Below are 6,590 nucleotides of genomic sequence, written 5' to 3'. Positions count from 1 at the left end.
TCGACGCTTCGATCACTTTCGAGCAAAAATCTTATTAAATTTAAAGTATAAAGAAATTGGAGTTCATCTGGGTTAAGGTGCTGAAAGAGTACAGCGCCCCAACATTTGACTTAGAACCCTTTTTTTAACTTCTTTCTGCGAATGTCTTGAAGTTCATTACCAAAACAAAGGTGGTTTCCGTTCCGACAGTTACTGAGGGTGGAAGATATGCCGTGCTCTTAGTCTGAGGTCCTCTATCTACAGAAGATATCTTTCGTAAATAAATAATAAATTTGGGAGGTATTCCTCACATGGATTCAAAGAAAAAGTGAATGGGTTGGAAAGAAACGCTAGTATTAATTTTAGTGTTATTTATAGGATACATTACGTACAAATTGTTTTTCAGTTAAAGGAATATTTATAGATAATCTCTTCTACGTTTATATGCTGATATAGTAAAAATAACCTGTGTTCTTTTTTTCTAGTTGAAAGTTGTTATTAAAATTTATGCGTAATACCTACAGACATCTCCGTTTTATCGTCGTATTATGTAAAGGAAGAAAACTACTGTAAAAGGCAAACTTCACCGAAAGGGAAGGACGCAAAGCCGTGAGTCTAAACACTATTTTTAGTGCATGATCGTCAGGTTGCCAGGTTCTGTTCTATGAGCCTCGGCAAATAGAATGGAGATGTGATTATATGGTAAGTCGTTCACTATCAAAAACATTTATTGTTTTTATAGTAACAATTGTAAGTATGCTAGGATTAACAATGGGAAAGGTAGACGCAAAGTCCATGCAAGATAAGGCTACTTGGTTATGGGATACGACAAAGATTGTCGAAGATGAATCAGGGGTACTCTCATTTTTAGAAGGCAAACAAGTAAAGAAATTATATTTACAAATTAATAGTGATATAGCAAGTGACGATTACAAAAGTTTTATCAATAAAGCTACGACAAAAGGTATAAAAGTATATGCGCTAGATGGTTCTGCAAGCTGGGTATCAGCAGATGGCTGTAAAATGCAGGATCAGCTGTTTGATTGGATACAATCATATAATGAAAATGCAGCAGCAACAGAGGGATTTTCTGGAGTTCATCTCGATGTGGAGCCTTACTTAAATAGTGGTTGGAGCTCGAACCAAGAAAAAACGATTGAATCCTATCAAGCGCTCCTCACTAGAGCCAAAGGGAATACTGAGCAATTACAATTGCCTTTAGAAGTAGATATGCCATTTTGGTTTGGCGAAGTTTCATATAATAACCAATTTGGTTCTGGTTTATTAGCGGACTGGGTTATTGACCAAGTGGAAAGTGTTTCAATAATGGCTTATCGAGATGCTGCTAAAGACATTATTAAAATTGTTGAACATGAAATAAACTATGCAAAAAAAGTAAATAAATCAATTGTTATTGGTGTGGAAACTGGGGCTTCTGATGAAGGGAAAAATATTACCTTCTATGATAATGGAGAAGCCTATATGAATAAACAGTTAGCACAAGTACATAAACAGTATGCCAATAAAACGAGCTATAATGGTTTTGCCATTCATCATGTTGATAGTTGGATGAATATGAAGCCGTAAAAAATCCTCTCCAGCGATAAGTTAGAGAGGATTTTCTTTGATATTATGAAAGTCGACCGCTATAGTCTTCAAATTTAAATTTACGAATGACTTTAATGCCTTCTTCATCGTTATAAGAAACGATGGATGGAAGGTTTACACCATTAAACATATGATTTTTCACCATTGAGTAATGCGCCATATCTGTAAATACTAGACGATCGCCTGGTTGTAAAGGTTGTTCAAATGAATAATCACCAATTACATCACCTGCAAGACAAGTAAGCCCGCCTAAGCGATATGTGTGAGCTAGCTCATTTGGTTGACCTGAACCGATAATCATTGGGCGGTATGGCATTTCTAGAACGTCGGGCATATGGCAAGTTGCCGATGTATCTAAAATTGCTAAGTCCATACCGTTTTTCTGTATATCAAGGACAGTTGCTACTAAATAACCTGTATTAAGTGCAACAGCTTCGCCTGGCTCTAAATATACGAGAAGGTTATACTTGTCTTGAATGTAATTAATAATATTCACAAGCTTTTCTACATCATAATCCTCACGAGTAATATGGTGACCTCCACCAAAGTTTAACCATTTCATTTGATGTAAGACATCACCAAATTTTTCTTCGACAACTTGTATAATACGCTCTAACGTATCTGAGTTTTGCTCACACATCGCATGGAAGTGTAAGCCATCAATACCGTCAAGCTGTGACTTGTCGAAGTTGGCTAAAGTTGTGCCAAGACGAGAATTCGTGTAGCAAGGGTCGTAAAGTGCTGTTTCAATTTCAGAGTACTCAGGATTGATACGAATACCACATTCAATTGTTTTACCAGACGATTTTACTTTGTCCTTATACTGGTTCCATTGGTTAAAGGAATTAAACACAATATGATCAACATAGCCAAGTAGCTCGTCCATTGCATGCTCCACGTATGCTGGTGCATAAACGTGAACTTCTTTGCCCATTTTTTCATAGCCAAGTTGCGCTTCAAATAATGAGCTAGACGTAATCCCTGCTAAATATTCACCCACTAAAGGGAATGTTGAATGCATAGAAAACCCTTTTAAGGCAAGTAAAATACGGCAGCCTGTTCGATCTTGAATCGATTTTAAAAGTTCTAGATTTTTTGTTAATAATCGTTCATCCACTACGTAAGAAGGGGACGGAACTTTTGAGAAATCAATTGGCTTCATCGACTTAATTCCTTTGCATCTAACTCTAGGTCAAGTAATTCTGGGTTATGGCTTTCTTGCCATGGTAGACCCCATTTATTTAGTGCATCCATGAATGGATCTGGATTGAAATCTTCGACATTCCAAACGCCAGGTTTACGCCATTGACCGTTCATCACAAGCATTGCACCAATCATTGCTGGTACACCAGTTGTATAGGAAATTGCCTGTGAACCAACTTCGTTATAGCATTCTTCGTGGTCACATACATTGTAAACATAATAAGTTTTTTCCTTACCATCTTTTAGACCGCGAATAATACAACCGATGTTAGTTTTTCCTTTTGTACGTGGTCCTAGGGATGCTGGATCAGGTAGTACAGCTTTAAGGAAATGAATTGGTTGAATCATTTGTCCTTCAAATTCGATAGGCTCGATAGAAGTCATACCAACATTCTCTAATACTTTTAAGTGAGTTAAGTATTTTTCAGAGAATGTCATCCAGAAACGGATTTGCTTTAAGCCTTTAATGTTTTTAGCAAGTGATTCTAGTTCTTCATGGTATAAAAGGTAAATATCTTTTGGTCCGATTTCTGGTAAGTTATAAACCTCTTTTTTCTCAAGTGGTGCAGTTTCAACCCACTCGCCTTCTTTCCAGTAACGACCATTCGCTGTAATTTCACGAATGTTGATTTCTGGGTTGAAGTTTGTTGCGAAATGGTAACCGTGATCACCAGCATTTGCATCCACAATATCAATATAGTGAATTTCATCAAATTCATGTTTTTGTGCATGAGCTGTGAAAACGCCCGTTACGCCTGGATCAAAACCGCTACCAAGTAAAGCAGTTAAGCCAGCTTTTTCGAACTTCTCTTTATAAGCCCATTGCCATTTATATTCAAATTTTGCCGTTTCAGGTGGCTCGTAGTTTGCAGTATCCACATAGTGTACACCCGTCGCTAAGCAAGCATCCATAATCGTTAAGTCTTGATAAGGTAGTGCCACATTAATAACAACTTCTGGTCCAAAGGCTTTAATAAGCTCAATAACCTCTTCCGTATTGTCTGCGTCTACCTGTGCAGTATGAATCTTTGTTTTTCCGCCTTCTAGTTTTTCTTTTAGAGCGTCACATTTTGAAACAGTTCTACTTGCGATACAAATCTCCTCAAATACGTCCGAATTTTGAACACACTTGTGTACCACAACACTGGCTACTCCGCCAGCTCCTATAATCAATGCTTTACCCAATTGTCTACCCCCAAGTTCAAATTAGTATTGTCAAACAAGCTGATTATACAGAAAATTGAATTACTACTCAATCATTCTTTTTAAATTTTCTACAAAATTTTTTATATTTCAACAATAATTAGTCGTATTCAGAGGGGAATACCACAAAAAAAGAAGCTTTTCATGAAAAAAATCCCTAAACTACTAATGTAGAGAAGGGGAAAATTTCTTCAACGGGCGTTTTTAAAAATAGGATTATATAATTTTAAATCACCCGACTTATTTAAAAAAACGATTAGAAATTTGTTGTTTTTCATCCCCCCATAAATAAAAAAAGATTAGTAGTGATGTGCTTAAGAACCCCATCACAAGGGCATATGTGCTGAGGGCCACATCCACTTGACTTTGCATAGCATAAATGAAAATAACTCCTAGTGTTAACAAATTTCCGATAATAATCGATACAAAATGCAATCGTCTATTCAAAGTAAGCCCTCCTAATTACAGTTTACATACCCTCAAAAATGAAAATACACTTCAATTATCTCATAATTCAGAACTTTATCCAACCCCATTTCATTTATCGTAATTTAAAACATAAATCTAATAGAACTAAAAAACAGGAACTTATCCCCAATTTTGGGATGACGTTTGTTAAGACGTATGTTAAATAAATTGATTGGGGTGAATACTGGACGCCCCCAGGAAAGCGCCCAGTCGGAAAGGAAATCAACCTTCGTTATGTGATGGTCCACAAAAAAATAATAGATACTGAATAAGTCGTAAATTAAAAGAATTGTAGAAAAATTATTGCTATTTAGTTTGTTTTAGATTTAAAGATGGTAAAATACCTGTAAGACTTTTCTTTTGGTGAAGGTGAGGATTTAAATAGTGATCAAACAATTTGATGAGCAAGTCCAACAAATAAATGAATTATTTTTAAACGGTCATGTAAAAGAAAGCTATCAATTAGCGAAAGCACTTTTAGCAAATAGTGCGTTTACAGAACATGAATCATGTCCAACAATTCAACAGCACGTTGCGTTGTTGGAAGCGAACGGATTTGCAAATATGCCTATTTCTACTGCTGAAAAAGTAAAGCAAAGTGTTGAACGAACAGATGGCTCTTATCCAGAACGTGATGTACTCGCTGCATACATAGGAAGTGAGGATGAAAAGCAATTTGGTAAAGTAGTAGATGATTTGTTGGCTGGATCGGCAGAGGCACAAGCGAATGCTTACTATACAATGGCCGAATATTTTGTTCTTGCTAAGGAGCATGACAAAGCACTTGTGCAATATGCGGAAGCGATAAAACTTCAACCAAATAAAGCTCTTTACTGGGGAGCATTCGCACAGTTTTTGAACCGCAATGAAGGCAGTCCGTACTTGGCACTACGTCTTATTGAAGAAGCAATTCAGCTAGATAGTATGAACCCTCGCTGGTACTATATTCAAGGGAATATTTTTTTACAGCTTGTTTCAGCTACGAAAAATTTAAGCTATTTACCTGCGCTAGAAGAAGCTTGGGAAAAGGCTAAAAAACGTTGCTCAAATAAACAGATTTCATTAAAAGTGGACATTGCGAAATCCAATGACGTGCTGTCGCAATGGAAAAAACAAATGTTATAAGAGGGATGAGAAGGGAAGTTGTCCTAAAATTTGCATGCTAAAAAAATAGATTTATTGAAGTAAAGGTACAATTCAAGCCTGTTAGTTGGATTTACTGTAACGGGTGGGGAAGTGATTATTAAATATCAATAGAAATAGTGTAATTAGATAATAAACAAGGTAGAGATTGATCATGAAACCTTTGCCTTGTTTATTATTATTTGATTGAATCATATCAAATATGTCTTCTGATGAAAGTCCCAACATCTTAATTTTATGTTCGAAAGCTTTCTGAATATTTTAATGCAAGTTGCGTTCGGGAAGTTACTTGAAATTTTCGATACAGATTTTGCAGATGCTTCTTTACTGTATTTTCACTGACATATAAAAACCTAGCAATTTCTGCATTTTTAAAGCCCTTACATAAATATAGTAGCAACTCTTTTTCACGTTGTGTAATTTGCAATGATTCGCCAGGCTGAACATATTGATGTAATAAATAAACATTTTCAATCATCCGCTTTACATATGATAGCTTTTGACTATCCTTCTCTGTAAATGGAAGTTCCCCTTCTTTTCGTAAAAAGCCAATAGCAGCTGTTGGCTTTTGCTGATTATACAGGTACATAACCATTTCATCGATAAAATCATTTTTTTGTAAAAAGCGCTCAACATAATATAGCTTTTTCTTCTTCGATATTGCTTCATTTCGTTGCATTAATTGAATATCGGGTTGGTTTTGCATATTCACTGGGTGTAAAGGATCATAATATTTATATTCATGTAAATAATTTTGTATCGTATATGTCTCTACATTGAAACAGACAGGCTGTTCATTTAACTCCCCATCTGCTACTTCCCAAAATATAGCATGTTCATATTGAAAACATTCACTCAATACTTGCAACATATTCAATTTAAAGTCTCCACTTGTTTGTTGCATATTCAAATTCGAAATCCTAAACGTTGTTTCTAATAAAAACTCCACCTCTTTTTGTTCATCCAAAATAATTCCTCCTTTTCTC

At 35.7% G+C, this 6,590-nt stretch carries 7 protein-coding genes and 1 riboswitch; of the genes, 3 read left to right on the top strand and 4 right to left on the bottom strand.

All coding sequences use genetic code 11. The features are described 5' to 3' along the window. Positions 1-311 precede the first annotated feature (311 nt). Together ACQKN4_RS12355 and ACQKN4_RS12350 are read left to right on the top strand one after the other, a co-directional pair. Positions 312-389 (top strand): DUF6366 family protein, encoded by a 78-nt coding sequence (locus tag ACQKN4_RS12355; RefSeq protein WP_427483832.1) that lies wholly within the window; start codon positions 312-314, stop codon positions 387-389. Positions 390-544: 155 nt separating this feature from the next. Continuing rightward, positions 545-634, top strand: a riboswitch (cyclic di-GMP riboswitch). A 44-nt stretch (positions 635-678) separates the two neighbouring features. Further along, positions 679-1,566, top strand: a complete 888-nt coding sequence (locus ACQKN4_RS12350; RefSeq protein ID WP_427483824.1) for an amidase — start codon at positions 679-681, stop codon at positions 1,564-1,566. A 43-nt stretch (positions 1,567-1,609) separates the two neighbouring features. On the opposite strand, the gene nspC is transcribed toward ACQKN4_RS12350, so the two are convergent. The 3 genes from nspC to ACQKN4_RS12335 form a co-directional block, all read right to left on the bottom strand. Further along, positions 1,610-2,749, bottom strand: a complete 1,140-nt coding sequence (gene nspC, locus ACQKN4_RS12345) for a carboxynorspermidine decarboxylase (protein WP_427483823.1) — start codon at positions 2,747-2,749, stop codon at positions 1,610-1,612. Further along, positions 2,746-3,975 carry a saccharopine dehydrogenase family protein gene (locus tag ACQKN4_RS12340; RefSeq protein WP_427483822.1) on the bottom strand — a complete coding sequence of 410 codons (1,230 nt, stop codon included), beginning with the start codon at positions 3,973-3,975 and terminating at the stop codon, positions 2,746-2,748. The genes nspC and ACQKN4_RS12340 overlap by 4 nt, the downstream gene beginning before the upstream one ends. 258 nt (positions 3,976-4,233) lie before the next feature. Next, positions 4,234-4,440 carry a hypothetical protein gene (locus ACQKN4_RS12335; RefSeq protein ID WP_427483821.1) on the bottom strand — a complete coding sequence of 69 codons (207 nt, stop codon included), beginning with the start codon at positions 4,438-4,440 and terminating at the stop codon, positions 4,234-4,236. Between the two features lie 405 nt (positions 4,441-4,845). Here ACQKN4_RS12335 and ACQKN4_RS12330 point away from each other — a divergent pair, with 405 nt between their 5' ends. Beyond that, positions 4,846-5,586 carry a tetratricopeptide repeat protein gene (locus ACQKN4_RS12330; protein WP_427483820.1) on the top strand — a complete coding sequence of 247 codons (741 nt, stop codon included), beginning with the start codon at positions 4,846-4,848 and terminating at the stop codon, positions 5,584-5,586. A gap of 253 nt (positions 5,587-5,839) precedes the next feature. Here the strand turns inward: ACQKN4_RS12330 and ACQKN4_RS12325 are convergent, their stop codons facing one another. After that, on the bottom strand, positions 5,840-6,571 hold the full coding sequence (locus ACQKN4_RS12325; RefSeq protein WP_427483819.1) for a response regulator transcription factor: 732 nt from the start codon (positions 6,569-6,571) through the stop codon (positions 5,840-5,842). Positions 6,572-6,590: the final 19 nt, after the last annotated feature.

It is taken from the genome of Lysinibacillus sp. NPDC093692 (assembly GCF_050280125.1).
Lineage (GTDB): Bacteria > Bacillota > Bacilli > Bacillales_A > Planococcaceae > Lysinibacillus.
Note: the sequence above shows the minus strand (reverse complement) of the source record. Positions and strands in the feature narration are given on the sequence as shown.